Here is a 26,180-nt window from a genome sequence, read left to right as displayed (position 1 = left end):
GCCCGACGGAGCACACAGGAGCGGCCAGAGCTGCCAGGGGCCGCTCAGGGGCCCTCGGGAGGCACCACAGGGCCGTATCCGCCTCCACCAGGCGTGCGGATCACCAAGACGTCCCCAGGCTCGACTTCGGCTGTGTCGCAGCCGTCCAGCGCCGTTCGGGTGCCGTCGGCTCGCTCGATCAGGTTGCTGCCCGTCGCACCGGGCCCGCCGCCCGCCATGCCGTACGGGGGGACGCGACGGTGCCCGGACAGCAGCGCCACCGTCATGGGCTCCAGGAAACGGATCCTGCGCTCCACCCCGCTGCCGCCCTGCCACCGGCCCGCTCCACCACTGCCTGCGCGGACGGTGAAGCTCTGCAGGCGCACGGGGTAACGCCATTCGAGCACCTCCGGGTCGGTGAGACGCGAGTTGGTCATGTGGGTCTGCACGGCGTCGGCGCCGTCGAACCCGTCGCCAGCCCCCGAACCACTGGCCACGGTCTCGTAGTACTGCACACGGTCGTTGCCGAAGGTGAGGTTGTTCATCGTTCCCGAGCCCTCGGCCTGCACCCCGAGCGCGGCGTACAGCGCACCGGTCACCGCCTGGGACGTCTCGACATTGCCCGCCACGGTCGCCGCAGGAAAGGACGGTGACAGCATCGACCCTTCGGGTACACGCACCTCCAGGGGTGCCAGACAGCCGCTGTTGAGGGGGATGTCGTCGGCCACCAGGGTCCTGAAGACGTACAGCACAGCCGCCATGACCACCGACCTGGGTGCGTTGAAGTTCCCGGGCTGCTGCGCGGACGTCCCGCCGAAGTCCAGCACCGCGCTCCGGCTGTCCCGGTCCACCCGCAGCGCGACCTCGATCACGGCTCCGTTGTCGGTCTCGTAACGGTACGAACCGTCCCGCAGGCCGGCGACGATACGGCGTACGGACTCCTCCGCGTTGTCCTGTACGTGCCGCATGTAAGCCTGCACCACCTCCAATCCGAACTGGTCGACCATGCAGCGTAGTTCCGCGACACCCCTTTCGTTGGCGGCGATCTGTGCGCGCAGATCGGCGAGGTTTGTGTCCGGGTCCCTCGACGGGTACGGGGCAGTGACCAACAGCTCACGTGTCTCGTTCACGCGCAGCCTGCCGTCCCTCACCAGAAGCCAGTTGTCGAAGAGAACACCCTCTTCGTGCACCGTACGGCTGAAAGCGGGCATCGAGCCGGGGCTGATGCCGCCGATCTCGGCGTGATGTCCGCGCGAGGCGACCAGAAAAAGCATGGGCCCGCCGTCCGCGCCGAACACCGGTGTCACGACAGTGACGTCAGGCAGGTGGGTGCCACCGTGGTAGGGATCATTGACGGCGTACACGTCGCCCGGGCGGATCGAGCCTTCGTCCCGCCGGAGCACTTCCTTGATGGACTCGCCCATCGAACCGAGGTGCACGGGAATGTGCGGAGCGTTCGCGATGAGGTTCCCGTGCGCGTCGAAAAGCGCACACGAGAAGTCCAGCCGCTCCTTGATGTTGACCGAGTGCGCGGTGTTTTCGAGCCGCACGCCCATCTGCTCGGCGATGGCCATGAAGAGGTTGTTGAACACCTCCAGCATGACCGGATCGACGTCGGTGCCGACCGCCTTGAGACCGGAGCGGGGGCGTACGCGGGTGAGGATGAGGTGCCCGTGTTCTCCTGCGGCTGCCTGCCAGCCCGGGTCGACCACTGTGGTGGTGTCGTCCTCGGCGACGACAGCGGGGCCGGTGACGGTGTCCGTGGGCACCAGGTCGTCGCGCCGGTACAGCGGGGTGTTCTGCCGGCTCCCCTGGGTGAACATCCCTACCGTGGCTCGGGGCCTCAGGGGGACCGTGCGCGGGTGCGGTTCGACGGCGTTCCGGGGAACGTTCGGTCCCGGGGCGCCCGCTGCCTCGACGGAGACCGCTTCGACCACCAGGGGCTTGTCCATCGTGAACGCGTACCGCGCGCGGTGGTCCGCCTCGAAGGCCTCGGTCATCTCCAGGACACTGCCCAGGGCCACGGGCAGGCTCGCGTCCGTGCCCGCGTACCGCAGATGGACGCGCGCGTGGACGCTGATCGCCGGCTCAGCCACTCCGTCGGCGCGCAACTCCGTACGGGTGCGGGCCGCCAGCCGGTCGCACAGCTCGTGTACGCGGCCGAGCGTGGCCTCGTCGAGTTCCGCCTCCACCGACTGCTCGCGCATGGCGGTGGCGTCGGCCAGACCGATGCCGTACGCCGAGAGCACACCGCCCAGCGGTGGCACGATCACCGTGTCGATGCCCAGGGCGTCGGCCACCGCGCACGCGTGCTGGCCTCCCGCACCCCCGAAGCTGGTGAGGGCGTAACGGGTGATGTCGTGACCGCGCTGTACGGAGATCTTCTTGACGGCGTTCGCCATGTTGAGCACGGCGATGTCGACGAACCCCGACGCGACCTCCTCGGGGCTGCGTCGTACACCGGTCGCGTCGGCCACCTCCTCGCAGAGCCGCGCGAAGCGGTGGCGGACGGTTGCGGCGTCCAGCGGCTCGTCACCGTGCGGTCCGAAGACGGCGGGGAAGTGGTCCGGCTGGACGCGCCCGAGCATCACATTGGCGTCGGTGACGGTGAGCGGGCCGCCCCCGCGGTAGCAGGCGGGTCCCGGGTCGGCTCCCGCCGAGTCGGGACCGACCCGGTAGCGACGGCCGTCGAAATGCAGCACGGAACCGCCGCCCGCGGCGACTGTGTGGATGTTCATCATGGGGGCGCGCATGCGTACACCCGCCACCTGCGTACCGAAGTCCCTCTCGAACTCGCCCGCGTAGTGCGACACATCGGTGGAGGTGCCGCCCATGTCGAAGCCGATGACGCGCTCGAATCCGGCCTGCTGCGAGGTTCGGGCCATGCCGACGACACCGCCCGCGGGGCCCGACAGCACCGCGTCCTTCCCGCGGAAGTGCGCGGCCTCGCGCAGGCCGCCGTTGGACTGCATGAACATCAGGCGCACGTCCGCGAGTTCTTCGGCGACCTCGTCGACGTACCGGCGAAGGACGGGCGAGAGGTACGCGTCGACGACGGTCGTGTCGCCCCGCGGCACCAGTTTGATCAGCGGACTGACCTCGTGCGAACAGCTCACCTGGGTGAAGCCCAGCTCGCGCGCCACGTCGGCGACGGCGCTCTCGTGGGCCGGATGACGGTAGCCGTGCATCAGCACGACGGCGACGCTGCGCAGTCCGTCGTTCCACACCGCGTGCAGGTGCTCCCTGACAGCGGTGAGGTCCAGGGGGCGCACGGTCACTCCGTGCGCGTCGATCCGCTCCGGCACCTCGACGACGCGTTCGTACACCGCCTCGGGGAGCACGATGTGACGGTCGAAGAGCCGGGGACGGTTCTGGTAGGCGATCTTCAGGGCGTCCCGGAAGCCCTCGGTGACGACGAGCACGGTCGGCTCGCCCCGCCGTTCCAGGAGCGCGTTGGTGGCGACTGTGGTGCCCATTTTGACGCTGTCGATCCGGTCGGCCGGGATGGGCTCGTCAGGGCCGAGGCCAAGCATGAGCCGGATTCCGGCGACGGCGGCGTCCCGGTAGCGCCCGGGGTCGTGAGAGAGCAGCTTGCGGGTGACGAGCCGCCCGTCGGGCCGCCGGCCCACCACATCGGTGAAGGTGCCACCACGGTCGATCCAGAATTCCCAGCGCCCGCTCATTCTCCCATTCTGGCAAGGGGCGTGGGAGCGGGCGCAGCGGAGACGGCGGCGAGCGCGCCCGACAGGGCCTGGGTGGCGCACTGGTCGAGCCGGACGCTGGTGCCGCGCGCCCCGTGACGTACCTCTGCCGCCGCCAGGCTCAGAAGCTGTGGCAGCAGGTCCGTGGAACGCCGCGCGAGCCAGCCCGTGCCCGCTGTCAGCAGCCACCGCAGAGCGGCCGCGCGCGTGGGCGGGGGCTGCTCGGGTTCGTATCCAGGCGGTTCACCCGTCGCGAACCCGTGGGCGACGAGCAGTGCGTGGAAACGGGCGGCGATCAGTCGGTGCCCACGCTCCCCCGGGTGCAGCCGGTCGGCGCTCCACAGACCGCGGTCGGCCACCCAGGGGCCCTCGGCGACGTGCAGATGTACGGCGTCGTAGCGGGCCGAGAGAACGTGCACCACGGCGTTGACGGCGCGCTGTCTGCGGGCCAGCGGACGGGCGAGCGCGGACGGCAGGCGGAGCATGGTTCCGGGGTCGGGCAGACAGGCGGTCAGCAGTACGGCGCCCTGCGCGGTCAGAGCCGCGCAGACCGCGTCGAGACGCACGGTCAGGTCGTGGATGTCGAAGGTGCGGCGGAGGGTGTCGTTGACGCCGACAACGACGGAGGCGATGTCAGGGCGGTAGGCGAGAGCGGCGGGCGCCTGGAGTTCTGCGACGTCGCGAGTGAGGGCGCCGCTGACAGCGAAGTTGCGAAACTCCGCCGGCTCCACGTGCCCCACGAGGCCGGCGGCGAGCAGGGCGGCCCAACCACGCCACGCTCCGCCCACCGGGTCTCCGATCCCCTCGCTGAGCGAATCCCCCAGCGCAGCGAACCGCACCGCCCTCCCAGGGCCTGAGGGGCCTCGGACAAGGCGGGGACCCCTGACAAGGACGGGGCCCCCGCCAAGGGCGCCCCCGGCACCTGATCGGCGTCCGGGCTCGCCGTGAACGGGCCGGGGCACGGCGAGCCGGGGCCCGGCGTCAGCTCTGAGGCTCATCTCGACACATCCCGCGCCGGCTCGGCCGTCGCCTCACGCGTCTGGGGCACTGCGTGCGCCTCGTGCGCCGCGAGGAAAGCCTGCACCGACGCCGGCCAGCCGAAGAGTTCGGCGCGTTCCCTGGCCGCGGCGCGGCGGGCCTTCTCGGGCTGCGCGAGAAGCTGTCCTACCGCTCGGGCGAACGCCTCACCGCTGTCGGCGGCAGCCAGACCCGCGTCCCCGACAACCTCGGGAAGCGCCGACGACGCACTGGCGACCACGGGGGTCCCGCACGCCAGTGCCTCCAGCGCGGACAGACCGAAGGTTTCCGCGCGCCCCGGAGCCAGGCAGATGTCCGCCGCGGCTTGGAGGTCCGCCAGCGGGTCGCGGTCACCGAGGTGTCCGAGGAAGAGGACCGGCAGCCTTTCCGCACGCGCCCTGCGCTCCAGGCTGTCCCGCATGGGGCCGTCGCCGGCGACCACCATTGCGGCTCGCACACCGTTCCCGCGAAGGGCCGCAAGCGCGTCCAGGGCTGTTCCCGGGCGCTTTTCGACCGACAGGCGCGAGCACAGCAGGAGCAGCACGTCGTTCCCCCGAACGTAGCGGGCGCGCAGCGCCTCGCTGCGCCTCCCCGGCCTGCACTCGCGCAGATCCACACCGAGGGGCGCGCGCACCACGTTGCGCGCTCCGATGCGGACGAACTCGCGTTCCGCCCATTCCGTCGTGCACACGATCCGCGAGTACGCCCACGCACTGCGCCGGTTGAGCCGGTCCGCCGCCCGCGCGGCGGCCGCTTCCGACAGCCCCCAGGTGCGCAGCACTCCGTCCGCCGTTTCGTGCGACACCATCACGGAAGGCACCCTGCGGCGCCGCGCCCACTCCCCGGTCCAGCGCAGCGACGTACGGTCGGAGACTTCGATCCGGTCCGGGGCGAGCGTCTCCAGAACGCCGCGCAGCCGTCGCCGGTCGGCGAGGACGCGGTAGCCGCCCGTTCCCGGGAGCACCACGCCGGGCAGCGTGATGACGCGCCCCTGTGCGGTGTTTTCGTCGTTTTCGCGCTTCCCGGGAACGACAAGAACCGGTTCGTGTCCCGCCGCACGGTAGCCGCGCCCCAGTTCCCGCAGAGCGGTCCGCAGTCCGCCCGAGGCGGGGGTGACGAAGTTGGCCAGCCGCACGATACGCAGCGGGCCCCCGCCGCTGCCCGTGTCACTGCCTGCGCCGGGGACGCTTATGCCGCCAACACCTGCCGTTCGCGCAGTACCTCTTCGTAGTGGCCGAGCAGTTGGTCGCCGACACAGGCCCAGGTCCTGCTCTCAACATCGGTCCGTCCCGCCCTTCCGTACGCCGTGCGCAGTCCTGGTTCGTCGGCGAGCCAGGAGACCGCTGCCCGTACGGCCGCCGCGTCGCGCGGGGCGACGAGCAGACCGGTGTGCCGGTGGCGGACCAGGTCGAGCGGCCCGCCCGCCGCCGGCGCGATCACCGGTACGCCGCTCGCCATGGCTTCCTGCACGGTTTGGCAGAAGGTTTCGTACGGTCCGGTGTGCGCGAAGACGTCCAGGGAAGCGAAGATCCGGGCGAGCTCGGCGCCCGTCCTGCGCCCCAGGAAGACGGCGCCGGGCAGCACGGCCCGCAGTGAAGGTTCGCTCGGCCCGTCCCCGACCACCACGACGCGAACGCCCGGCAGCCCGCACACACCCGCCAGCAGTTCCACCTGCTTCTCGGGAGCCAGCCGCCCGACATATCCGACGAGCAGTTCCCCGCCCGGGGCCAGCTCCCGCCGCAGCGCCTCGTCCCGCAGGGAGGGCCTGAAGCGCAGCGTGTCGACCCCGCGGGCCCACAGCCGCACGCGCGGCACTCCCTGTTCCTCCAGGTCACGCACGGCGGCCGTGGAGGGCGCGAGGGTGCGGTCCGCGGCGCTGTGCACGGTGCGGATGCGCCGCCATGCCGTCCCTTCACCGGTTCCCATGTATGTACGGGCATAGCCGGCGAGGTCGGTCTGGTAGACGGCGACGGCCGGTATGCCCAGTCGCGCGGCAGCCGCCATGCCACGCACGCCCAGCACGAACGGGCTGGCCAGGTGAACGACATCGGCGCGGTGGGCAGCGATCGCGGCGGCCACCCGCCGGCTGGGCAGAGCGACCCGCACCTGCGGATAGCCGGGCAGTGGAAGAGAGGGCACGCGCACCACCGGGTAGGCCGGCCCGTTCCAGGCCCCGGAGGTGAGGCCGGCGTCGGCGGCTCCTCCCCCGTCGGTGGCAGGGGAGGAGGGCCCGGCACTCGCGGCCGGGGCTATGACGAGGGGTTGGTGACCGCGGTCGGCGAGGTGCCGGGCGGTCTGCAGGGCGCAGTGGGCAACGCCGTTGACGTCGGGCGGAAAGGACTCGGTGACGATGGCGACACGCATACCCGTGTTGTCGCCGCGCCGGACGTGGCCCGGCCGACTTGGATCTTTCCGGGCGAGGAACGTCCTATGAGCGTTTGGCCCCGTGGCCGGGCGACGTGCCCCCGCGCTCGTCACCGCCCGCCGTCACACCGCGCCTCGGGCCCCGCGTCACTCCCCCGTCACATCCGTACACCGAGCCGACGCGCGCCCCCTCACAACGCCGGCCGCGTCCGGTCCGACCTACAGCGCAGCCGCGTCCGGTCCGATCCTGCTGCGTACGGCGGTCTGCACCTCGGCCTCCTCGGCCGGGTCGGCAGCGAGCCGCCGCAGCCGCTCCGCCACCCGCGCGTCACCGGTCTCGGCGTGCCGGGCGGCCACTTCTCTCGTGGTCTCCTCGCAGTCCCACAGGCACTCGACCGCGAATCCGGTGGCGTAGGTCGGGTCCGTGACAGCAAGAGCGCGCGCCGCGCGGCCGCGCAGGTGCGAGGAGGCCGTCTCCCGGTAGACGTGTCGCAGTACGGGCGCCGCCGCGCAGATGCCGAGCCGGCCGGCCCCGTCCACGAGCGTCCACAGGAGCGGTGCGTCGGGGCCCTGGGCGCGTACGGTCTCCCGCAGCGCGCCGAGTACGAGCGGGGCGTCCTCGGCGCCGCCCCGGCAGGCAAGCACACCGGCCGCGGAGGCACCCAGGGCGTCGGGGCGGTGCACCCAGCGGCGGGCACGGTCCACAGCGTCGGCTCCGCACATCCGCTCGAAGGCGGCAGCCGCGGCGTCGGCGACCGTAGGCGACGCGCTGAGCGCCGCCGCTTCGATGAGGTCGAGCACCACGGCGTCCCGTGATTCGGCGAGGTAGTGCAGCGCCGTACTGCGCGCGCCCTCCTGGCCGCTGCGTGCGGCCTCGACGATGGCCGCGCGGTCCGCGGGCGCGGCGACGGCGGTCAGGCAGCGGGCTGCGGGCACGTGGAGCGGCGTACCGCGGTCCAGGCCCTGCTCGGCCCAGTCGAAGACGGCCTGGACGCTCCAGCCCGGGCGTGGACCCGTGGGCCGCATCTGCCGTTGCCAGCGGTCGAACGACCCTTGTTCTGTGGCCGCCCGGACCCGGCCTCCGACGGCTTCCCGCGGGTCCTCGGACCACAGCCGCCACGGCCGCGGCTCGAAGGCGTCCCGCACCGCGGCGGCCAGCTCGGCGTCACCCTGGGGCGTACCGGGGAAGCGGGCCAGCACGGACTCGGCGAGGGCGCGCAGCCCGGCGTCGTCGTCGCGCAGGGCGAGTTCGTCGAGCGCCCAGGTCCAGTTGGTGCCGGTCATGGCGTAGCGCCGCAGCAGCGCCATGGCGTCGTTCCTGCCGTATGACGCGAGGTGGCCGAGCACGGCGAGTGCGAGGCCGGTCCGGTTCTCGTCCGTGTCGACGAGGTCCTCGGGGTCGAGGAGGTGCTGCTCGATCTCCTCGAGGCCGCCGTCGAGATCCAGGTAGAGGCGCGCGTAGTACAGGGAGCGGTTCTCGACCTGCCAGTCGTGGCGGGGGTCGTCGAGAACGCAGTGGCTAACGGCCGCGAGCGCTTCGGGGCGGGGCGCGGCGAGCGCGTGCAGGGTGCCGTCGCCGCGGCCCCTCTGCAGGAGGCCGAGCAGGGTGCCGCTCGGCGCTATGACTGGATCGAACATGGGAAAAGCCTCACATCAAGCTGTCGACGCAACCGGAAACGTGCCGTTTCTCGGACACTTCCTAGGCCGCGCGACAACATGTTCGGCCGTCCGTCGTCGACGCGTGCTCGGCGTAGACCATTTTCCTCTGCCTTTCATCGGTGGGCCCGGAGCGGGCCCGCTCACATCCCCTGTGGTCCGGCAACTCCTGCCCGCACCCCGTGCATGTGAATCCGACGTCATGATGACCCAGCCATTTCGCCGACGCGACCACATTTACGACGCCCCGTTCACCGGGGCGGTCACCGGACGCCGAACAGCTCCAGCAGTTCCGCCTTGCCGAACATGCGTGCCGTGTCGACAGCGGACGGCGTTCCCGCGGCAGGGTCGGCGCCGCCGCCCACCAGGGCACGGATCACCGCCTCCTCGCCCTTGAACACGGCGCCGGCGAGTGGCGTCTGCCCCCGGTCATTGGCGCGGTCGGGGTCGGCGCCCCGGCTGAGGAGGGCGTCCACGGACGCGGCGTGACCGTGATAGGCGGCGAGCATCACCAGGGAGTCGCCCCGGTCGTTGGTGAGGTTCGCGGGCACGCCGGCGTCGAGGTACGCGGCGAGCGCCTCGGTCTCACCCCGGCGGGCCAGGTCGAAGATCTTGGTGGCCAGTTCGACCACTTCCGGATCCGGGGCTTCACTCATCGGACGGACCGCCCTCCACTGCCGTTCACTGCTGTGACCTGTACGTACGGCACAGCGCCGTACGGGTGAATCGTCAGGGTACTGCCCGGCGCAGGACATGACCCGGCCCGGCAGCGGCAAAGATCACGGCAGGCGGGCCGCCATGGGCCACTCCGGTGAAAAATCTGAAAAGTAACCCATTTGCACCTTTCGCCGTATAGATACATCCCGTGCCCCTGGAAGAACTCATGGTGACTGTCCCCTCAACCAGGAGAACACCTCATGATCCTGTCCATCTCAGGCGTCGTACTGCTCGGCATCATCGTCTTCCTGTTCTTCCGGAAAGACGGCCTCAAGGCATCGCACGCGCTCGTCTGCGCACTGTTCGGCTTCTACCTCGCGGGCACAGCCATCGCCCCGAGCATCAAGGCCGGAGGCGCGAGCCTCGCCGGTCTACTGGGCGGGATCAAGTTCTGACCTGCCGTAACCGCTTCAACACCTCCAGGAGACCGAAGTGGCCCGGCGTCCACACCCCCGCATTCCGAGCAGCGGCAGTGCCTCGATCACCCGCAGCCGCGAGATCGCGCGCACAGCAGCCGACAGTGCCGCCGACGTCCTCCATCCGCTGATCACCCTCACGCGTGGTCTGCGGCGGCTGGCCGCCACCGGCCGGCGCAAGTGGAGCGATACGCCGAAGGACCGGCGTGGTTCCGCGTTGTTCCTGGTGGCGGCTGTCGTGCTGGTGGTCGCGCTCATCCCGTACGGGCCGCTGCTCGCCCTGATCACGGTGATGGCCGCGGCCGCCTGGAAAGGACGGGAGCACACCGCTGTGCGGCGCGGTCCCGATCCGGCCGAGACCGACCGGCTCCGGGCCGTCTATGAGGCCCTGGTGCCGTACTTCTCGGTGCCCGACGACCCCAGTCCGCTGTTCAGCCACGGCGGCGAGTGGGATAAGGCGTTTCCCGAGTACAGCTTCGACGACGGCCGGCTGGTGCGGCTGCTGGTGCACTACCCGGCGTACTTCACCGACGGCGAGGCCTCGTCCCGGGCCCGAATCGAGCACCTGCTGCACGCCAAGTCCGGCCGGGGCCGGGAGTACCACTTCGAATGGGACGAGGTGGGCAACCAGCTCGTCATGGCGGTGCTCCCCGCCCTGTCCACCACCATCGGCGCACAGCGCTTCGTCACGGCCCCCGGCGAGACGGTGCTGGGCTTTACCGACCCCGACGCGGTCCAGCGGACCGTTCCGGTCACGGAAGGCGACCGGACGTACGACGCCTCTCCGGTCGTGTGGCGCACCGGGGCACGCTCGACGGAGCCGCATCTGCTCGCCGTGGGTCTGCCCGGAAGCGGAACGACCGGCCTGCTGCGCTCGATCGCCCTCCAGGCTCTCCAGCACGGCGACGTACTGATCATCGAGGGCAGTGGCACCGGCGAGTACGCGTGCCTCACCGGACGTACCGGGGTACTGGCGGTCGAATGCGCGCTCTCGGGAGCGCTCGCCAGCCTGGAATGGGCGGCACACGAGACCGAGCGGCGGCTGATCGCCGCGAACCGCGCCCGCCAGGCCGGACACCCCGCTCCGGAGGACACCAAACGCCAGCTGTGGATCCTGCTGGACCGGCCGAGCGTCTTCGGTCATCTGGCCGCGGCCGACGGGCGAACCGACCCGCAGCAGCTGCTTCAGGTGCCGCTGCGGCACGGCAGGGCGGCGAACGTGACGGTCGTGGTGGCCGAGCAGTTCGACGCGGTGGACGCCCTGAGCGAGACCGTTCGTACTCACACGCGCGCGCGTGTGGTGCTCGGTCCGGCGGCCCCCGGTCAGGTGGAGTCCGTGCTGGGCGAGCCCGCGCACACCACGCCCACACGCGACACCCCGCCCGGACGCGGCTACGCGAAGCTCGGCGCGGGGCCCGTGATGCGGCTTCAGGTTCCCGCGACGCCCGATCCGTACGACGACGCGACCAGCGAGGGGCACCGGCAGGCCGTAGTCGACCTGCTGCCCGAGCCCGCGCCCGCTCCGGAGGCCCGGGCACAGGCCCAGATCCAGCCCCAGCCGCAGGACCCGGACTCCTCGCCCGTCTCCGCCGAGGGCTGACCCGGCGGACCACAAGGCCGGGGGCCTGGCCGGGGACAGGGCTGAGGTCAGGCCACGAACGTCCGCGGGGCCTCCGTACCGGACCTCGCCCCGCTCTCGACGAGCCTCGCGGCCGCCGCCAGCCGGACGGCCGCTTCTTCGGCCACCGGCCCTCCGACGGTGAACGGCAGCCGCACATACCCCTCGAACGCCCCATCCACTCCGAAGCGCGGCCCCGACGGGACCCGCACACCGACGCGCTCACCCATCTCGGCCAGCCGCGAACCCGACAGGCCGCCGGTACGGACCCAGAGCGTCAGCCCGCCGCGCGGTACGTCGAACTCCCAGTCGGGCAGCTCCCTGCGCACCGCGGCCACCAGCGCGTCGCGGTTCTCGCGCGCCTGTTCTCGGCGGATGCCCACGGCCTGCTCCCAGCCTCCCGTGCTCATCAGCCAGTTGACCGCCAGCTGCTCCAGCACCGGAGTCCCCAGGTCGGCGTAGGCTCGGGCCGACACCAGACTGCGGATCACGTCGGGCGCCGCCCGCACCCAGCCGATGCGCATGCCCGCCCAGAAGGCCTTGCTGGCGGAGCCCACCGTCAGGACGGTGCTGCCCGACGGGTCGAAGGCGCAGACCGGCCGCGGCATGGCCGACGCGGCAGAGCCGGCGGCCTCGTCGAGAACAAGCTCGGACATCGTCTCGTCGACGACCAGCACGGTCCCGGCCGACCGGGCGGCGTCGACCAGCTGGCGCCGCTGGTCCTCGTCGGCCAGGGCGCCGGTCGGGTTGTGGAAGTCCGCGACGACGTACGCGAGCCGGGGCGCGGCGTCGCGCAGGACCTGCCGCCACTGCGGTAGGTCCCAGCCCGCCAGCCCCTCGGCCATGGCCACGGGCACCAGCCTGGCGCCCGCCTCGCGCATGAGCTGAAGGATGTTGGCGTAGGACGGGGACTCGACGGCGATACGTTCGCCGCGCCCCGCGAAGAGATGGCAGATGGCGTCCATCGCGCCCATGGCCCCAGTGGTGACCATGATCTGCTCGGGCATGGTGGGAATGCCGCGCTCGGTGTACCGCTCCGCCAGCATCTCCCGCAGCGCCGGAAGCCCCGCCGGGTAGTCGCCGTGCGTGTGGGCGTATGGCGGCAGCTCCTCCAGCGCCCCCTGTACCGCGCGGGTGAGCCAGGGCTCCGGCGCGGGCAGCGAGGCGCACCCGAGGTCGATGACCGAGCCGAGGGACTCGGGCGGCAGGGGTTCGAGGCCGCGAGCCGGCAGCGGATTCCCCGCGGGGACCGCGGTCCAGCTGCCCGCCCCCCTGCGCGACTCGAGGAAGCCCTCGGCGCGCAGGGCCTCGTACGCCGCTGCCACCGTGGTGCGGCTGACAGACAACGCCACGGCGAGCTCGCGTTCGGCGGGCAGGCGGGCGGCGACCGGCACCCGCCCCTCCAGGACCAGAAGCCTTATGCCGTCGGCGAGCGCACGATAGGCGGGCGGTCGGCGCGAGCCGGGGCCCGGCGGGCGGGACTGCTGGGCGTTGAGCTGCCTGGCGAGCTGAGCCGCCCCGACCGCCGAAGTCCACTGCGCCATATTTTCCAGTCCACCTAAGTCGAATTGGCCATGGATGGCATCTCTTGCCAAGCCACAGAGTGTCATGCAGCGGTCCACCATCGCCAGTACCTCACCAGGGAGCGTCCACTTGTCCAGGGAATTCACTCGTCGGCTGCTTCAGCTATACGTCGGTCTCGCGCTGTACGGAGTGAGTTCGGCGGTGCTCGTGCGCGCCGGCCTCGGCCTCGAACCCTGGGGGGTGCTGCACCAGGGCCTGGCGGAGAAGACCGGACTGACCATCGGAGTCGTCTCGATCATCGTCGGGGCGGTGGTCCTGCTGCTCTGGATCCCGATCCGGCAGCGGCCCGGGCTCGGCACGGTCTCCAACGTGATCGTGATCGGCGTCGCGATGGACGGCACGCTGGCGGTCGTACCGGACGTGCACGGCCTGGCCGGGCAGATTCCCCTGATGCTGGCCGGCGTGGTGCTCAACGGCGTGGCGACCGGTCTCTACATAGCCGCGCGCTTCGGCCCCGGGCCGCGCGACGGCCTGATGACAGGACTGCACCGCGTCACAGGGCGCTCCATCCGGCTCGTACGCACCGCCATCGAGGTCGCCGTCGTCGCCACCGGCTTCGCGCTGGGCGGCTCGCTCGGCGTGGGCACCCTTGTCTACGCGCTGGCCATCGGGCCGCTCGCGCAGTTCTTCCTACGTGTCTTCGCCGTCCCCGCGCCTGCCACCGGCAGCACCCCCGGCGCCGGCGGTACACCGGAAGGCGCGACAATCCTCCGGTGACCCCTGTACGCCATCCCGCTGTACGCCATCCCTATCTGGACCACCCGGGAACGCTCGCTTTCGCGCACCGCGGCGGCGCCTCCGACGGTCTGGAGAACACCGCGGCGGCGTTCCGGCGCGCCGATCGGGCCGGGTACCGCTACTTCGAGACCGATGTGCACGCCACGGCGGACGGCCGGCTCGTCGCCTTCCACGACGCGACCCTGGACCGGGTGACGGATGCCCAGGGGCGCATTTCAGCGCTTCCCTGGAACGTCGTGAAACGCGCACGGGTCGTGGGCAGCGAACCGCTGCCCCTCTTCGAGGAACTGCTGGAAGAATTTCCCGGCGCGCGCTGGAACATCGACGTCAAGACGGAGCCGGCGCTGACGCCGCTGATCGACCTGATCCGCAGAACGGGCGCATGGGACCGGGTGTGCGTCGGTTCGTTCAACGAGAACCGCGTGGCCAGGGCGCAGCTCCTCTCGGGCCCCCGCCTCGCCACCTCCTTCGGCATCACCGGCGCCCTGGGGCTGTGGCTGCGTTCGCGCTCCGTCCCCGCCGCCGTTCGCCGCAGCGCCGTGTGCGCACAGGTTCCCGAGGTGCAGAGCGGAATCAGGGTCGTCGATCAGCGCTTCGTGCGTACGGCGCACGCGAAGGGCCTGCAGGTCCACGTCTGGACGGTCAACGATCCGGTCCGGATGGGAGCACTTCTTGATCTTGGTGTGGATGGCATCATGACGGATCACATCGAGACGCTGCGCACGGTACTGACCGGGCGGGGTGCGTGGGCCTGACCGGCCCGCCCCGGCCCGGCCCCCGTGGTCCGCGTCCACGCGGGGACGAGCGAGGGGACGCCCGGTGAGCGCCGGCACGGTGGATCGTACGGACGGCAGGGACGGCGAAGACGGCGAGGGCAACGCGGACGGCCCCGGCGGAGCGACCGCCCGCCGACGCGAGCAGCGCGGCTGGTACTTCTACGACTTCGCGTGCTCCGTGTACTCGACCAGCGTACTGACCGTGTTCCTCGGCCCGTATCTGACGACGGTCACCAAGGCCGCGGCGGACGCGGACGGGTTCGTCCACCCCCTGGGCATCCCGGTCCGGGCAGGCTCGCTCTTCGCGTACGCCGTATCCGTCTCGGTCGTCGTGGCTCTACTGATCATGCCCCTGGTGGGCGCTGCAGCCGACCGTACGGGGCGCAAGAAGCCACTGCTGGCCGCCGCGGCGTACACCGGAGCGGGCGCGACGGCCGCCATGTTCTTCCTGGACGGCGACCGCTACCTGCTGGGCGCCGGCCTGCTGATCGTCGCGAACGCGTCCCAGTCCGTCGCGATGGTTCTCTACAACGCCTACCTGCCGCAGATCGCCGAACCGCACGAACGCGACCGGGTCTCCTCGCGGGGCTGGGCCTTCGGTTACACCTCGGGCGCCTTCGTCCTCGTACTCAACCTGGTCCTGTATTCGGGGCACGAGAGCTTCGGGATCTCGGAGGCGACGGCCGTACGGATCTGTCTGGCGTCGGCGGGGCTGTGGTGGGGCGCCTTCACCCTCGTACCGCTGCGGCGCCTGCGGGACCGGCGGGCAGGCAGCCGTGACGCGGACACGAGCGGGGCCGGCCCGTACGCGAGCGAGGCCGGGGCGGGCAGGGCAGGCGCGGGCAGGGCAGGCGCGGGCAGGGTCGGGGCGGGCAGGGTCGGGGCGGGCTGGCGGCAATTGGTCGCGACCGTCAAGGACATGCGCCGCCACCCGCTGACGCTGTCCTTCCTGCTCGCCTATCTGGTCTACAACGACGGCGTGCAGACGGTGATCTCACAGGCCTCGATCTACGGGTCCGAGGAGCTGGACCTCGATCAGACGACCCTCATCACGGCCATTCTGCTGGTCCAGGTGCTCGCGGTGGCGGGCGCGCTCGGCATGGGCCGGCTGGCCCAGCGGTTCGGCGCCAAGCGCACCATCCTGGGTTCGCTCGCCGGATGGACGCTGACAGTCGGAGCAGGCTACTTCCTGCCGGCCGGAGAGCCGGTCTGGTTCTACGCGCTGGCCTCCGCCATCGGCCTGGTCCTCGGCGGCAGCCAAGCACTGTCCCGCTCGCTCTTCTCCCACCTGGTGCCGCGCGGCAAAGAAGCCGAATACTTCTCGGTGTACGAGATGAGCGACCGGGGCATGAGCTGGCTGGGGCCCCTGGTGTTCGGGCTGGCGTACCAGCTGACCGGCAGCTACCGGGACGCGATCATCTCCCTCACGGCCTTCTTCGCACTGGGCTTCGTCCTGCTCGTTCGGGTGCCTGTACGACGGGCGGTGGAGGAGGCGGGAAACCCCGTACCAGGCCGAATTTAGACCTTGAAGTGAAAGGCCGGTAGTGTACGCCTTTGGCCTGCCAGGCGCCCGTTACTGCGCGCTCGGACTTCGACAACGCTGGGTGACATCTGCTGCCAGAAGTGACAAACAGGGCACTGGTGGGTACAACAAGGGGCGGCACGACGGGCGACGCTGGACCCGCAACGGGAATCTTTACCGCCGACCGGACGTTGACCGGATGACGACGACAGCGACACCTGTCCTGTGGGCGACAAGCCCGGGAGGCACGATTCATGAGTGAGCGAGCTCTCCGCGGCACGCGACTCGTGGTTACCAGCTACGAGACGGACCGCGGCATCGATCTGGCCCCGCGCCAGGCGGTGGAGTACGCATGCCAGAACGGACATCGATTTGAGATGCCGTTCTCGGTCGAGGCAGAAATTCCGCCGGAGTGGGAGTGCAAGGCGTGTGGCGCCCAGGCACTCCTTGTAGACGGCGACGGGCCTGAGGAGAAGAAGGGCAAGCCCGCGCGTACGCACTGGGACATGCTCATGGAAAGGCGCACCCGCGAGGAGCTCGAAGAGGTCCTCGCCGAAAGGCTCGCGGTACTGCGATCCGGCGCCATGAACATCGCGGTGCATCCGCGGGACAGCCGCAAGTCCGCGTAACGCCTTGGCGTTGCGCCCGACGGCAGTCTGCACACAAGCAAGAGCCGCGGGGCTGTGGCACAGCGAGTCTGTGTCACAGCCCCGCGGCTCTTGTCATGTCTGGTGCTTGTGAGCTCTTGTCATGTCTAGGGCTCGTGATGAGTCAGCGGGTGGGCGGGAGCTTCGGACCGTCGTCGTGGCGCGGTCCGGGCGAGGCTTCCTCCCTGATGACCTCACCCTGCACGACCTTGCCGTCGGGGCGGTGCATACGGGCCTGCTGGAAGGCGTCGCCCAGGCCGCCCCGCGAGACGGCACTCATCCGGCGCTCCAGGGAACGCTCCGCGTGCCTGCCGAGGAACGACCGGACCAGCGGAACGAGGAACAGCAGCCCCACCACGTCGGAGATCAGGCCGGGCAGCATCAGGAGCAGCCCGCCGAGCATCAGGAAACCATTGCCGCTGCTCCCCCGTCGCTGCGCGGGCGTCTCACCGGACTGCCGGCGCTGCAGCGTTTCGGTGAGGTTCTGGAAAGCCCGGCGGCCCGCCCGCTTGACGACCACCGAACCGAGCACCACGCCCGCGACCAGCAGCAGGAAGACCGCGAGTCCGCCGGCGGCGCCGGCCACCAGGGTCAGCAGCCAGATCTCGAGCGCCAGCCAGGCGGCGACGCCCAGCGGTACGAAGGTGCGCGCCCGGGAGCGCTTGGGAGCCGTCGGGGGCGGTGTACCGGTCGTCATGACCCCAGTGTGCCTGGGCGGGCGCCTGGGCGGCGTAAAGGGGAGGTCAGGAGGGCTTGCGCCCCAGCAGCTTGTTCGCCCGCGAGCCGACGCCCCACGCCGTCACGCGCCACAGTGCCTCGACGACGATGTCACGGCTCATCTTGCTGTCGCCCAGCTCGCGCTCGACGAAGGTGATGGGCACCTCGACGACGTTGTATCCGGCCTCGACCGCCCGGCGGGCGAGGTCGACCTGGAAGCAGTACCCCTGGGAGGCGACCTCGTCGAGACCGAGGCCCTCCAGGGTCTGGGCACGGAAGGCACGGAAGCCGCCGGTGACATCGCGGATCGGTACGCCCAGCAGGAAGCGCGAGTACGTGCTGCCGCCGCGCGAGAGCACCTCGCGGTGCTTGGGCCAGTTGACGACGCGCCCGCCCGGCACCCAGCGCGAGCCGAGCACGAGGTCGGCGCCCTTGAGCGCGGTCAGCAGGCGCGGCAGTTCCTCGGGCTGGTGCGACCCGTCGGCGTCCATTTCCACGAGCACGCCGTACCCGTGCTCGATGCCCCAGCGGAAGCCCGCCAGGTAGGCCGCTCCGAGGCCTTCCTTCCCCTTGCGGTGCAGGACGTGGACCTGGTCGTCGCCGGCCGCGATCTCGTCTGCGATCTTGCCGGTGCCGTCGGGGCTGTTGTCGTCGGCCACCAGAACGTCCGCGTGAGGCACCGCCGCACGCACCCGGGAGACGATCGGCTGGATGTTCTCGACCTCGTTGTATGTCGGAATGATCACCAAGGATCTGCCGAGCGGGCCGTAGCGCCTCTGACCGCCGTCGTTCACTGCTTCCCCTTAATGTCCGTACACAGATGCACCACCATAGCGAGCGTGCTCCGCGGACCTGCACGGATCCTGCGAGGATGCCCTCCCCCGGTTGGACCGGCGTAGCGACAAGTCGTTTCTGCGGATGGGGGCCCGGTGTCCTTCGGGCCGACCTCGGACCCGCCGGCTGCGGGTCGGCCGAGAGCCGTTGTCTACTGAACGTCCGGGCCCCACCCGGATCCCACCTTCCGCCCGGCTGAAACCTTCCCTCGCCCCGAGGCGCGATCGCTGAACCTGGCTCCGAGTGCTGGTGCGCCGGTGCGGCACACCACCCCCATGACCCAGCGGCGTTCGACGACTGCGTGGAGATCTGCCGGTCGGACGTCCTGTGGTGGACTCGGCCGAACCTACCCGGCGACGGCCGCTTTCTGTCAACAGCGGTTCGACCTGGGGTGTTTACTCAAATCAGCAGGTCAGTGCGGAAGATACCCAGGTGGTACGACGCCCTTCGGGAACACCGATCGGCGGTACGCGGCCCTCCCGCATCACTCGTTCGGCCGCACGAAAACAGTTTGTCCGAAAACCACGGTCCGCAGACAGACCGGGAGTTGGGCGCCTGGCGTGAGATCGGGCAGGCCCGGGGTGCCCGAGCGTGGGTCGGTCGACCAGCGGGCGACCCGGTCGTCGGGCGCCTGCACCACGAGCTCGTCGGCGCGCCAGAGCGCATAGTCGGCGGGCGCCCCGGGGACCAGGGTGCCGGCGTCGTCCCGCCCGACGGCCCGCCAGCCCCCGCGCGTGTGCGCGGTGAAGGCCGCGCGGACGGAGACGCGGTGCTCGGGCGTGCGGTGGAAGGCGGCCGCCCGGACGGTGCCCCATGGATCGAGCGGGGTGACCGGGCTGTCGGAGCCGAAGGCGAGCGGCACACCTGCGCGCAGCATGGCGGCGTACGGGTTGAGCGTACGGGCCCGCTCGGCGCCCAGGCGCTGCGCGTACATGCCGTCCTCGCCGCCCCACGCCGCGTCGAAGGCGGGCTGCACCGAGGCCGTCAGGCCGAGTTCGGCGAAGGCCGCGATGGTCGCGGGGGTCATCATCTCGGCGTGCTCGACGCGGTGGCGGGCGGCGCGGACAGGGGCGAGGCCGAGCGTCTCCGCTGCGGAGCGCACGCCGTCGACCACCGAGGTGACTGCGGCGTCCCCGATGGCGTGGAAACCGGCCTGGAGCCCCGCCTCGGTGCACGCGGTGACGTGAGCGGCGACGGCCGCCGTGTCGAGGTACGCCGTGCCGGTGTGGGAGGCGTCGCTGTACGGATCATGGAGGCAGGCCGTGTGAGAGCCCAGCGCACCGTCCACGAAGAGGTCGCCCGCGGCTCCGACGGCACCGAGTTCGCGAATACGTTCGGCGTCCTTCGCACCTGCGACGCGCTCGGCCCAGTATCCGAAGACGCGCGGACCCGGCCGGCCGGCGGCGAGTTTCAGCAGCGCCGTGAAGTCGTCCTCGTCGGAGATCTCGGGTCCCGCGCACTCGTGGAGCGTGCCGATGCCGAGCGAGGCGGCGTGGTCCAGCGCCGCCTGCTGCGCCTCGGCGCGCTGAGCCGGGGTGACGGCGCCGTGCGCGGCGGCGCGTACGGCGTGGTGGGCGGCGCCGGTGAGCGGGGCGTCCGGGTGGTATCCAGCGAGGCCCGTGATCCCTCGAACCAGGTCGAGGAGTGCGGTGGTGACGACCGCCGAGTGGACGTCGATCCGCGGCAGGTACAGCGGCCGGCCGCCGGATGCCGCGTCGAGTTCGGCGCGGGACGGGGGGCGCTGCTCCGGCCACCGGGTCGCGTCCCAGCCGTGGCCCAGCAGGATCCGGCCCGCCGGCGCCGCCGACGCGTGGTCCCGTACGAGCTCCAGGGCATCCGCGAGACTGCGGGCCCCGGAGACGTCGAGGCCGGTGAGCGCCAGGCCCGTCGACGTGGTGTGCACATGTGCGTCCGTGAACGCGGGGGTGACCAGGGCCCCTTCGAGGTCGATCACCTCGTCGACGCCCGGAGCGAAGGCGTCCGCCGCGCCCTCGGAGCCCACCCATGCGACATGTCCCCGCTCGACGACCATGGCGGTGGCGAAGGGGTCGGCGGGGCTGTGGACGTCTCCCCCGCGCAGCAGCACGGTGCGGTGTTCGGCCCCGGGGGCGTTGAGCTCGGTCATGGTGACCAGTCTCGCCCCTGGACCACGGTGACCGCGCACGGGGGCACAGCAGGGCGGCGGAGGCAGCGGCCGGAGGGAGGGAGGGAGGGAGGGAGGGAGGGAGAGGGTCAGACCTGCGGCGGTCGCGCCTCGTAGGGGGTGGAGAGGACGACGGTCGTACGCGTCGAGACGCCGGCCAGGGACCGGATCCGGGTCAGCAGGTGCTCCAGCTCCAGCGGGGTGGCCACACGCACCTTGAGGATGTAGTTCTCGTCCCCCGCCACACTGTGGCAGGCCTCGATCTCGGGCACGCCCGCGAGCCGTTCCGAGATGTCGTCGGGGGCGCTGGGGTCGAACGGTTTCACCGAGATGAAAGCGGTGAGCGGCAGCCCGACCGCCTCCGGGTCGACGACGGCGGCGTAACCGCGGATGACCCCCCGCTGCTCCAGCCGGCGCACCCGCTGGTGCACGGCCGAGGTGGAAAGGCCCGTGGCCTTGCCCAGGTCGGTGTAACTCATCCGCCCGTCCTTGACGAGCAAATCCACGATCTGACGATCCAGCTCCTCCATAGCGGATCAACCTATTGCCCCCGAGGGCTTCCGGACAGCCCGGAACCCTCCCGGAGGGGCACCTGCGGCGGGCATGTGACGAACACCACAGGCCTGCGGTCGTGTCCGTCGGGACGGCGCGATTACCGCGCGTGCGCGGCGGGAAGTGCTTGCTGTGGTCGAGGCCGCAGCGCCTTGTCGGCCCACCCGAGGGGGAGAGTCTCCATGCAGAGCCTGAAGCGCACCGGCCGCAGCGCACCGGAGCCTGTTGAATCTGTCGACAGCCACGACAACGCCGACAGCGGCGATGTCGCAGATCTGGACGAGTTCGACGCGTACGACACCTTTGAGATGTACCGGGTCATCTGCCCGGACTGTGCCCAGCCGATCGCGCTGCTGGCGGACGAGACCGTCCTGCCCGAGCACGCCAAGTGCCCCACCCCGTGGAACCCGTTCGGGCTCACGGCGTGCGCCGGCACCGGCCGGCCCGCGGCGGACGCCGAGCCCGCCGACGCGAACCCGGACGTGCAGGAGCAGGACACCGCCCTGCTCCTGACGCTCCCTCAGGGGCTCGACTGGCGGACGCAGCCCTTCTCGCACGTGGGCGGCCCGGGCTCGCGACCGCTGAAGGCGTCGCAGATGCGGCGCGCGGCCTAGCGAGGCCTCAGGTCGAGGTACGGACAGTCGTGGTACGGACGCGGTGTGAGCCGGTACCACGACCGTCCGGGCTCACACCGCGCTGCCGGTAAGGGCACCGCGCGAACGCACTCCCGAATGGGCCGGGCGATAACCAGGGCTGCCCCGTGGCTGTTGGGCGGGTATGACCCCGCAGTTCGCACCGGTCGGCGACGGACGCCGGCGTCTCGTGCCACCGCCCACCGCAGAATCGGTTCCGCATCCGGCGGACCCGCCCCTCTACCGAGCGCTCCTGCGTCAGTGGCACAGCCACGGCCGGACGGTGCCGGGGCGCCGCGACCCGGAGTGGGCCCGGCTCGTGGCGCCCCCGAAGTGGCCGGACGCCATCCGGCTCAGCGGGTCTCCGGACCCACGAGATGGCGGGCGATGACCATGCGCTGAATCTGGTTCGTACCCTCGACGATCTGGAGCACCTTGGCCTCGCGCATGAAGCGCTCGACGGGGAAGTCCAGCGTGTAGCCGTAGCCACCGAGCACCTGGACGGCGTCGGTCGTCACCTTCATCGCCGCGTCCGTGCAGAACAGCTTCGCCATCGCCGCCTGCCGCGAGAACGGCTGCCCCGCGTCCCGCAGGCGCGCCGCCGCGAGGTAGAGCGCCCGGCCCGCCTCGATCTGGGTGGCCATGTCGGCGAGCAGGAAGCGCAGGCCCTGGAAGTCGGCGATCGGCCGTCCGAACTGCTGCCGTCCGGTCGCGTACGAGATGGCCTCGTCCAGCGCCGCCTGGGCGACCCCCATCGCGCAGGCCGCGATGCCGAGCCGGCCCGAGTCGAGCGCGGACAGCGCTATCGCGAAGCCCTGGCCCTCCTCGCCGATGCGGCGGGAGTCCGGGACCCGTACGCCGTCGAAGTTGAGCTGGGCGGTGGGCGAGCCCTTCATGCCCATCTTCTTCTCGGGCAGCGCGGCGTGCAGACCCGCGGCGTCGCCGGGCACCAGGAACGCCGAGATACCGCGTGCACCCTCACCGCCGGTACGGGCGAGGACGGTGTAGAAGTCGGCGATCCCGCCGTGCGTGATCCAGGCCTTCGTACCGGTGAGCACCCAGTCGTCGCCGTCTCGGACGGCCTTCGTGCGCAGCGAGGCGGCGTCCGAGCCGGACGCCGGCTCGGAGAGGCAGTAGGCACCGAGCAGGCCGCCCCCGAGCATGCCGGGCAGGTGCTCGGCCTGCTGCTCCTTGGTGCCGTAGCCGGCGAGGGCGTGGCAGGCGAGACTGTGGACGCTGACGCCGAGGCCGACGGTGAGGCGGGCGGCGGCGAGCTCTTCGAGTACCTGGAGGTAGACCTCGTACGGCTGGTCTCCGCCGCCGTGTTCGGCGTCGTACGGCAGGCCGAGCAGCCCGGACTCGGAGAGCAGCGTGAAGACCTCGCGCGGGAAGTGCCCGGCGTCCTCCTCGGCTGCGGCCCGAGGTTCGATTTCACGCTGGACCAGGTCGCGCACCAGCGCGAGCAGATCCCGGGACTCCTCGGTGGGCAGCTGACGTTCCACCGGCTGCGGGGCGCGGTCGGACATTGCGGCGCTCTCCTCCCTGTCGGGCGCTGCGGCGGACGCACGCGCAGGGTGTGGCGGCGCCGCCGGATCTTGACGCCTGGCCGCCGGCACCTCTCCGGATCACGGAAGTCGCTGGCCAGCGGCTGTGGCGGGTTGAGTATGCCTGATGGAAGGACTTCCGTCACGGGGTTGTGGACGGCGCCGGGCAGCTGGGTTCCAGTTCCTCGATCGTACGGAGTGTGGCGTCGAGCAGCCTGATGAGCAGCTCGCGGACGGCGTCCCGGCCGAGTGCCCGGTGGCCCAGCCAGTCCAGCGTGATCCCTTCGGCTCCGGTCATCCAGCCGATCAGGGCCATTCGGGGCGGTCGGCGGGATGCCACGCGTCGTGAGGGGCGGCGGCGCAGAGCTCAGGCGGTCACATGAGGCCGGTGTGGGTGACGAACGTGGCGAGCACGACGACAAGGGCCGCCCAGCCCATGACGTGTTCAAGGATCTTGGGCCCGTCCTTCGGGCCACCGGTACCGGCCCCGGAGCCGATGCGGGTGTGCTCGGCGGTGGTGCTCCACCGTGCATCGCGGGCCCGGCCCGGTGGTAGATGACGTTCGTCACGGACCCCGGGCCGGGCCGCGGCTCAGCTGATGCCGACGGCCGCGAGGGCCTTGCGCTGGGCCGCGGTGGGGCGCTCGGGCCAGTAGACGTAACAGACGCCGCCTGTGCCGGACGCCACCTTCCCGCTCGCGTTGTAGCGCTTGGTACGCAACCAGATGTTCTCCCACTCGCGGCGCTGGTAGACGCGGCGCACGGCCTCGTTGCTCGGCGACGCGGGGTCGTTGGCGACGACGTCGCCGTCGGGCGTGAAGCCGATCACCGTCATCAGATGACCGGCGGTGCCGTAGCCGGCCCCCGTCAACTCCTCCTTGAGGAAGGACTGGGAGGTGATGACCGGGATGCCGGCGCGCACCAGTGTCTCCAGGTCGGCCAGGGAGTTCAGCCGGGTGACGACAGCGTTCATGTCCGGGTACGTCCCGGCGTACGCGGCGTTGAACGGCCAGTTGCCGCATCCGTCGTACTGGTAGTCGAAGGTGTAACGCGCCGCGTGGCACACCTGCGGGTCGTCGAACGCCGGGTCGACCCATGCCAGGTCGTCCGCGCCGGGCTTACGTCCCCAGTACTCGATGATCATCTGCGAGGAGGTGGGGCTGCACCAGGCCTCGCCGCCGTTGTCGTACTCCGGGTACTGGCCGACGTGCGTGTTCTGGGAGTAACGCGGAACCGTGAGCTCCCTGGCGACACCCGCCGGTGTGGCGGGCACCGTGAAGCGGTCCGGGATGTCGGACGCCATCGCCCCGGCCCGCCAGACGGTGGGGGTGAGCCCGGAGCCCGGCTTGCGGTAGAGGGTGAGCCTCAGCCGGTACGACGCGAGGCGCAGGCCGCTCGCGGCGTCGTCGATGGAGAACGTGTCCGTCCAGATGCTGCTGCGGCCGTCGCTCTGGTCGTCGACGGAGGTGCGCCTGATGTCGGCGTCGCCCGCCGCCCAGCGGCCCATCACGTACCACGGTGTGGTGGCGCCGTCCGAGTACGTGCCCGCCAGCTCGACCGCCAGCCACGTGCCGGCCGGGGTGTCGGCGTTCCACGAGGCGATGACCTCGGTGGCCGGCACCGAGGAGCGGTGCACCGGGGAGGTCCAGGTCGCGTACTCCCAGGTGGAGGTCGTACCGGTGTGCGGGTCCGCGTAGTCGATGCGGCCGGCCGGCCGGCCGATGGCCAGACCCGGCCTGCGGCCTGCCACCACCTCGGTTCCGGCGGCGGCGCCGGAGCGCCAGTCGCGGACGGAGGACCAGAAGCGGTTGTCGACGAGGCGGGACCGGGTCGGCGCGACTGCGGCGACGGCGGGGGCCGCGGACGCGGCGGTGGCGCCGACGGCTGCGGCGATCGCGGCGGTCAGAACGGTACGGCGCGAAGTGGGTCTGTTCATGGTCATGGCCCCCGGGGCGGATGCGGATGGCGCGGGCAGGTGCACGACAGTGCGCCAACTATGGCTGGTCCGAGCGGGCTTCTGCCAGCACTTCGGGCCGCGTCGCGCGACCAACATTGGTGGTGACCACTGGCGTGATCCGGGGCGGAAACCGACTGGTCGCGGGCTCTGTGCCGACCTTGGCCAGTGCCGCGACCGGCAATGTTCGCCCCGTGAGGAGCGTCGTCCAGTTGCGGGCGATCGCAAGGCGGCCGGAAGTCCTTGGATGGGGTCTCCCGTGCTCGAACGAAGTTGAGAGCTTGGGGAAGGAGCTACCAGGGCTTTTGGCCAGCGCGGCGAGCGTGCGTGCTGGGGCGGCGCGACGGGGCGAAGCTTGCCGGGAGGGGCACTAGGGTGGGAGACGTGGGAGACCTCGACGGGCTGGCCGACTCGCTGCGCGCCCTGCCGCCCTCCTGCGGGCCCGTGCGGCTGGTCGCCGTGGACGGGCACGCGGGGTCCGGCAAGAGCACCTTCGCCGACCGGCTCGCCGCCGCGCTGGGCGGGGCGCCCGTACTGCGCCTCGACGACCTGGCCACGCACGAGGAACTCTTCGCCTGGACCGGGCGGCTCCGGCAGCAGGTGACGGGCCCGCTCTCCCGCGGCGAGGGCGCGCGGTACGCACCGTACGACTGGGCGCTGCGCCGCTTCGGTCCCGCCCGGACGTTGTGCCCAGCGCCCGTCGTGCTGATCGAGGGGGTCGGAGCGGGGCGCGCCGCTGTCAGGCCGGACCTCGCGCGTCTGCTCTGGATGGAGCTGGCCGCGCCGTCGGCGTGGGCGCGGGGACGGCGCAGGGACGGCCCGGCGCAGGCCGAGTTCTGGGACGGGTGGACAGCGGCGGAGATGCGCCATTTCGCTACGGACCCCTCGCGGCCGCACGCGGATCTGCTGGTGCGGCAGTGTCCGGAGGGGTACGCGTGGTGGCCGGGGTCCGGCGCGGCAGCGCGGGCGAACCATTCGGTCACCATGAGTGACCATCGGCTCCGGCCTCCCGCTTCGGCCTGAAAACCTCCTCCGGGAGTGACTCAACTCTGCTTGACCCGGCGGGTGTA

The 26,180-nt window shown here is 71.5% G+C and carries 23 protein-coding genes; 8 read left to right on the top strand and 15 right to left on the bottom strand.

Annotated features, from left to right (window positions below):
* Positions 1-44: 44 nt before the first annotated feature.
* From ACU6WZ_RS25895 to ACU6WZ_RS25870, 6 genes are all read right to left on the bottom strand, one after another.
* On the bottom strand, positions 45-3,662 hold the full coding sequence (locus ACU6WZ_RS25895; RefSeq protein ID WP_447030593.1) for a hydantoinase B/oxoprolinase family protein: 3,618 nt from the start codon (positions 3,660-3,662) through the stop codon (positions 45-47).
* A complete protein-coding gene (locus ACU6WZ_RS25890; protein ID WP_447030592.1) occupies positions 3,659-4,519 on the bottom strand; it encodes an SGNH/GDSL hydrolase family protein in 861 nt (286 codons plus the stop codon). The genes ACU6WZ_RS25895 and ACU6WZ_RS25890 overlap by 4 nt, the downstream gene beginning before the upstream one ends.
* Before the next feature lie 155 nt (positions 4,520-4,674).
* A complete protein-coding gene (locus ACU6WZ_RS25885; protein WP_514132739.1) occupies positions 4,675-5,841 on the bottom strand; it encodes a glycosyltransferase in 1,167 nt (388 codons plus the stop codon).
* Positions 5,842-5,885: 44 nt separating this feature from the next.
* Positions 5,886-7,061: a glycosyltransferase family 4 protein gene (locus ACU6WZ_RS25880; RefSeq protein ID WP_447030591.1), complete on the bottom strand. Its 1,176-nt coding sequence runs from the start codon at positions 7,059-7,061 to the stop codon at positions 5,886-5,888.
* 219 nt (positions 7,062-7,280) lie between these two features.
* Positions 7,281-8,699, bottom strand: a complete 1,419-nt coding sequence (locus tag ACU6WZ_RS25875) for a HEAT repeat domain-containing protein (protein ID WP_447030590.1) — start codon at positions 8,697-8,699, stop codon at positions 7,281-7,283.
* A gap of 281 nt (positions 8,700-8,980) precedes the next feature.
* Positions 8,981-9,373: an ankyrin repeat domain-containing protein gene (locus ACU6WZ_RS25870; protein ID WP_447030589.1), complete on the bottom strand. Its 393-nt coding sequence runs from the start codon at positions 9,371-9,373 to the stop codon at positions 8,981-8,983.
* Positions 9,374-9,634: 261 nt separating this feature from the next.
* On the opposite strand from ACU6WZ_RS25870, the gene ACU6WZ_RS25865 reads away from it, so the two are divergent.
* Both ACU6WZ_RS25865 and ACU6WZ_RS25860 read left to right on the top strand, forming a co-directional pair.
* The gene (locus ACU6WZ_RS25865) at positions 9,635-9,829 is read left to right on the top strand and encodes a hypothetical protein (protein WP_028814016.1); all 195 of its coding nucleotides are present in this window, start codon (positions 9,635-9,637) and stop codon (positions 9,827-9,829) included.
* Between the two features lie 37 nt (positions 9,830-9,866).
* Positions 9,867-11,450, top strand: coding sequence for a hypothetical protein (locus ACU6WZ_RS25860; RefSeq protein WP_447030588.1), 1,584 nt, complete (start codon positions 9,867-9,869; stop codon positions 11,448-11,450).
* Between the two features lie 47 nt (positions 11,451-11,497).
* On the opposite strand, the gene ACU6WZ_RS25855 is transcribed toward ACU6WZ_RS25860, so the two are convergent.
* Positions 11,498-13,012, bottom strand: a complete 1,515-nt coding sequence (locus ACU6WZ_RS25855) for an SCO1417 family PLP biosynthesis transcription factor (RefSeq protein ID WP_447030587.1) — start codon at positions 13,010-13,012, stop codon at positions 11,498-11,500.
* A gap of 64 nt (positions 13,013-13,076) precedes the next feature.
* Between ACU6WZ_RS25855 and yczE the strand changes: the two genes are divergently transcribed.
* From yczE to ACU6WZ_RS25835, 4 genes are all read left to right on the top strand, one after another.
* Positions 13,077-13,769, top strand: coding sequence for a membrane protein YczE (gene yczE, locus ACU6WZ_RS25850; protein ID WP_447030586.1), 693 nt, complete (start codon positions 13,077-13,079; stop codon positions 13,767-13,769).
* Positions 13,766-14,545: a glycerophosphodiester phosphodiesterase family protein gene (locus ACU6WZ_RS25845; RefSeq protein ID WP_447030585.1), complete on the top strand. Its 780-nt coding sequence runs from the start codon at positions 13,766-13,768 to the stop codon at positions 14,543-14,545. The genes yczE and ACU6WZ_RS25845 overlap by 4 nt, the downstream gene beginning before the upstream one ends.
* Positions 14,546-14,609: 64 nt before the next feature.
* Positions 14,610-16,088 carry an MFS transporter gene (locus ACU6WZ_RS25840; protein WP_447030584.1) on the top strand — a complete coding sequence of 493 codons (1,479 nt, stop codon included), beginning with the start codon at positions 14,610-14,612 and terminating at the stop codon, positions 16,086-16,088.
* Positions 16,089-16,342: 254 nt separating this feature from the next.
* Positions 16,343-16,717 (top strand): RNA polymerase-binding protein RbpA, encoded by a 375-nt coding sequence (locus ACU6WZ_RS25835; RefSeq protein WP_003959706.1) that lies wholly within the window; start codon positions 16,343-16,345, stop codon positions 16,715-16,717.
* A 142-nt stretch (positions 16,718-16,859) separates the two neighbouring features.
* Here the strand turns inward: ACU6WZ_RS25835 and fxsA are convergent, their stop codons facing one another.
* From fxsA to ACU6WZ_RS25815, 4 genes are all read right to left on the bottom strand, one after another.
* On the bottom strand, positions 16,860-17,432 hold the full coding sequence (fxsA, locus tag ACU6WZ_RS25830) for an FxsA family membrane protein (RefSeq protein ID WP_447030583.1): 573 nt from the start codon (positions 17,430-17,432) through the stop codon (positions 16,860-16,862).
* 46 nt (positions 17,433-17,478) lie between these two features.
* On the bottom strand, positions 17,479-18,246 hold the full coding sequence (locus tag ACU6WZ_RS25825; RefSeq protein WP_447030582.1) for a polyprenol monophosphomannose synthase: 768 nt from the start codon (positions 18,244-18,246) through the stop codon (positions 17,479-17,481).
* 524 nt (positions 18,247-18,770) lie between these two features.
* Positions 18,771-20,411 carry an amidohydrolase gene (locus ACU6WZ_RS25820; RefSeq protein WP_447030581.1) on the bottom strand — a complete coding sequence of 547 codons (1,641 nt, stop codon included), beginning with the start codon at positions 20,409-20,411 and terminating at the stop codon, positions 18,771-18,773.
* Between the two features lie 107 nt (positions 20,412-20,518).
* On the bottom strand, positions 20,519-20,959 hold the full coding sequence (locus tag ACU6WZ_RS25815) for an Lrp/AsnC family transcriptional regulator (RefSeq protein WP_214970885.1): 441 nt from the start codon (positions 20,957-20,959) through the stop codon (positions 20,519-20,521).
* A 204-nt stretch (positions 20,960-21,163) separates the two neighbouring features.
* On the opposite strand from ACU6WZ_RS25815, the gene ACU6WZ_RS25810 reads away from it, so the two are divergent.
* A complete protein-coding gene (locus ACU6WZ_RS25810; RefSeq protein ID WP_447030580.1) occupies positions 21,164-21,595 on the top strand; it encodes a hypothetical protein in 432 nt (143 codons plus the stop codon).
* Positions 21,596-21,966: 371 nt separating this feature from the next.
* On the opposite strand, the gene ACU6WZ_RS25805 is transcribed toward ACU6WZ_RS25810, so the two are convergent.
* The 4 genes from ACU6WZ_RS25805 to ACU6WZ_RS25790 form a co-directional block, all read right to left on the bottom strand.
* Positions 21,967-23,139 (bottom strand): acyl-CoA dehydrogenase family protein, encoded by a 1,173-nt coding sequence (locus ACU6WZ_RS25805; RefSeq protein ID WP_447030579.1) that lies wholly within the window; start codon positions 23,137-23,139, stop codon positions 21,967-21,969.
* A gap of 160 nt (positions 23,140-23,299) precedes the next feature.
* Positions 23,300-23,455, bottom strand: a complete 156-nt coding sequence (locus ACU6WZ_RS25800) for a hypothetical protein (RefSeq protein ID WP_447030578.1) — start codon at positions 23,453-23,455, stop codon at positions 23,300-23,302.
* A 77-nt stretch (positions 23,456-23,532) separates the two neighbouring features.
* Positions 23,533-23,655 (bottom strand): SCO1431 family membrane protein, encoded by a 123-nt coding sequence (locus tag ACU6WZ_RS25795; RefSeq protein WP_447034253.1) that lies wholly within the window; start codon positions 23,653-23,655, stop codon positions 23,533-23,535.
* 93 nt (positions 23,656-23,748) lie between these two features.
* Positions 23,749-25,092, bottom strand: coding sequence for a C39 family peptidase (locus tag ACU6WZ_RS25790; RefSeq protein ID WP_447030577.1), 1,344 nt, complete (start codon positions 25,090-25,092; stop codon positions 23,749-23,751).
* A gap of 402 nt (positions 25,093-25,494) precedes the next feature.
* Between ACU6WZ_RS25790 and ACU6WZ_RS25785 the strand changes: the two genes are divergently transcribed.
* On the top strand, positions 25,495-26,133 hold the full coding sequence (locus ACU6WZ_RS25785; RefSeq protein WP_447030576.1) for a uridine kinase family protein: 639 nt from the start codon (positions 25,495-25,497) through the stop codon (positions 26,131-26,133).
* The last annotated feature ends 47 nt before the right edge of the window (positions 26,134-26,180 follow it).

The organism is Streptomyces hypolithicus (assembly GCF_052934925.1).
Note: the sequence above shows the minus strand (reverse complement) of the source record. Positions and strands in the feature narration are given on the sequence as shown.

Excerpts from the sequence above, each read along its gene's own strand:
- ACU6WZ_RS25895 (WP_447030593.1), bottom strand. The coding sequence starts at position 3,662 with ATGAGCGGGCGCTGGGAATTCTGGATCGACCGTGGTGGCACCTTCACC.
- ACU6WZ_RS25880 (WP_447030591.1), bottom strand. The coding sequence starts at position 7,061 with ATGCGTGTCGCCATCGTCACCGAGTCCTTTCCGCCCGACGTCAACGGC.
- ACU6WZ_RS25875 (WP_447030590.1), bottom strand. The coding sequence starts at position 8,699 with ATGTTCGATCCAGTCATAGCGCCGAGCGGCACCCTGCTCGGCCTCCTG.
- ACU6WZ_RS25870 (WP_447030589.1), bottom strand. The coding sequence starts at position 9,373 with ATGAGTGAAGCCCCGGATCCGGAAGTGGTCGAACTGGCCACCAAGATC.
- ACU6WZ_RS25865 (WP_028814016.1), top strand. The coding sequence starts at position 9,635 with ATGATCCTGTCCATCTCAGGCGTCGTACTGCTCGGCATCATCGTCTTC.
- ACU6WZ_RS25855 (WP_447030587.1), bottom strand. The coding sequence starts at position 13,012 with ATGGCGCAGTGGACTTCGGCGGTCGGGGCGGCTCAGCTCGCCAGGCAG.
- yczE (WP_447030586.1), top strand. The coding sequence starts at position 13,077 with ATGCAGCGGTCCACCATCGCCAGTACCTCACCAGGGAGCGTCCACTTG.
- ACU6WZ_RS25835 (WP_003959706.1), top strand. The coding sequence starts at position 16,343 with ATGAGTGAGCGAGCTCTCCGCGGCACGCGACTCGTGGTTACCAGCTAC.
- fxsA (WP_447030583.1), bottom strand. The coding sequence starts at position 17,432 with ATGACGACCGGTACACCGCCCCCGACGGCTCCCAAGCGCTCCCGGGCG.
- ACU6WZ_RS25820 (WP_447030581.1), bottom strand. The coding sequence starts at position 20,411 with ATGACCGAGCTCAACGCCCCCGGGGCCGAACACCGCACCGTGCTGCTG.
- ACU6WZ_RS25815 (WP_214970885.1), bottom strand. The coding sequence starts at position 20,959 with ATGGAGGAGCTGGATCGTCAGATCGTGGATTTGCTCGTCAAGGACGGG.
- ACU6WZ_RS25810 (WP_447030580.1), top strand. The coding sequence starts at position 21,164 with ATGCAGAGCCTGAAGCGCACCGGCCGCAGCGCACCGGAGCCTGTTGAA.
- ACU6WZ_RS25805 (WP_447030579.1), bottom strand. The coding sequence starts at position 23,139 with ATGTCCGACCGCGCCCCGCAGCCGGTGGAACGTCAGCTGCCCACCGAG.
- ACU6WZ_RS25800 (WP_447030578.1), bottom strand. The coding sequence starts at position 23,455 with ATGACCGGAGCCGAAGGGATCACGCTGGACTGGCTGGGCCACCGGGCA.
- ACU6WZ_RS25790 (WP_447030577.1), bottom strand. The coding sequence starts at position 25,092 with ATGAACAGACCCACTTCGCGCCGTACCGTTCTGACCGCCGCGATCGCC.